This is a genomic window from Caulobacter sp. D5 (assembly GCF_003185805.1).
Taxonomy (GTDB): Bacteria; Pseudomonadota; Alphaproteobacteria; order Caulobacterales; family Caulobacteraceae; genus Caulobacter.
In genome coordinates this window covers 1-1,549 of sequence record NZ_QHJY01000459.1, presented here as the reverse complement: position 1 = coordinate 1,549, position 1,549 = coordinate 1, and the positions used below count along the sequence as shown (strand labels likewise).

The following is a 1,549-nucleotide window of genomic DNA, read 5'->3' as shown; positions in this document are numbered from 1 at the left end:
GCCCTGGCCGCCATCGAGGCCGCCCTGGCGCTCGGCGCATCCGGCGGCGAGATGCAGCTGGAGCTGGGCGCGGCCCGCCGCGCCGCCGGCGACCACGACGGGGCCATCGCCGCCTATGTCCAGGCCGTGCGGCTGAAGCCCGACCTGTCGGTGGCCTACGCCAATCTCGGCGGGCTGCTGCACGAAGAGGGCCGCTCCGACGAAGCGACCCGCCCCCTGCTCGACGGCCTGAAGGTCGACCCGAACCTTTCCGAACTGCACGTCAATCTGGGCGGCGTGCGCCTGTCGCAGAGCCGCTTCACCGACGCCATGGCCTCGTTCCGCGCCGCCCTGGCCATCAAGCCGGACTCGCCCGAGGCCGTGTTCGGCGTCGCCGTGGCCAGCATGCACATGGGCCAGCTCGACGCCGCGATCGCCGGCTACGAGGCCGCCCTGGCCCTGAAGGAGCTGCCCGAGGCCCGCTGGATGCTGGGCCTGGCCCTGCTCAAGCGCGGCGACTACGCCCGCGGCTTCCGCGAGCACGAGAGCCGCCTGCTGATCCGCGCCAAGAAGAAGATCGCCCGCGACTTTTCCCAGCCGCGCTGGAGCGGCCAGCCCCTGGCCGGCAAGACCCTGCTGGTCCATTCCGAGCAGGGCCTGGGCGACAGCCTGCAATGCCTGCGCTTCGTGCCCCAGGTCGCCGCCCTCGGCGCGCGGGTGCTGTTGCAGGTGCAGGAGGCGCTGCTGCCGCTGCTGGCCGGGCTCGAGGGGCCGTTCGAAGCCTTCGGCCCGCACGACGCCCCGCCCGCCTTCGACTATCACTGCCCGATGTTCAGCCTGCCGGTCGGCCTGGCGACCACGCTGGAGACCCTGCCCGCCCCCGGCGGCTATCTGGCGGCCGATCCGGCCCTGGCGGCCACCTGGGCCGATCGCCTTTCCGGGATCCCCGGCCTCAAGGTCGGCGTCGTCTGGCAGGGCAATCCCCGCGCCGACGTCGAGCGCGGCCGCTCCTTCCCCTTGCGCGCCCTCGCCCCGCTGGCCGCCGTTCCCGGCGTGTCCCTGGTCAGCCTGCAGAAGGACCATGGTCTCGACCAGCTCGACGCCCTGCCCGCCGGCATGACCGTGCATGGCCTGGGCTTCGACTACGAGGTCGGCTCCTTCGCCGACACCGCCGCGATCCTGGCCAATCTCGACCTGCTGGTGACCTGCGACACCTCGGTGGGCCACCTCTCCGGCGCGCTTGGCCGGCCGACCTGGATCGCCGTCAACGCCGTCGGCGACTGGCGCTGGCTGACCGAGCGCAGCGACAGCCCCTGGTACGACAGCGTGCGCGTCTTCCGCCAGGCCGAGCGCGGCGACTGGGACGGCGTGGCCCAGGCCATGGCGGCGGCGCTGGGCGCGCTGTCGGAACCCTGAAACGCAGAAAGCCCCCGGCGACGGACCGGGGGCTTTTCTCGAGAGGTGTACGCTGAAACGACAAATGGCCCCCGAAAACGGAGGCCATTCGAAGAGTTTGGGTGCGGGGACAGGATTTGAACCTGTGACCTTCAGGTTATGAGCCTGACGAGCT

Annotated in this window: 1 protein-coding gene; it reads left to right on the top strand. The window is 71.9% G+C overall.

Features of this window, described 5'->3' with window-relative positions:
* On the top strand, positions 1-1,395 hold a 1,395-nt coding region (locus DMC18_RS23575; protein ID WP_110133365.1), incomplete at its 5' end, for a tetratricopeptide repeat protein.
* Between the last annotated feature and the right edge of the window lie 154 nt (positions 1,396-1,549).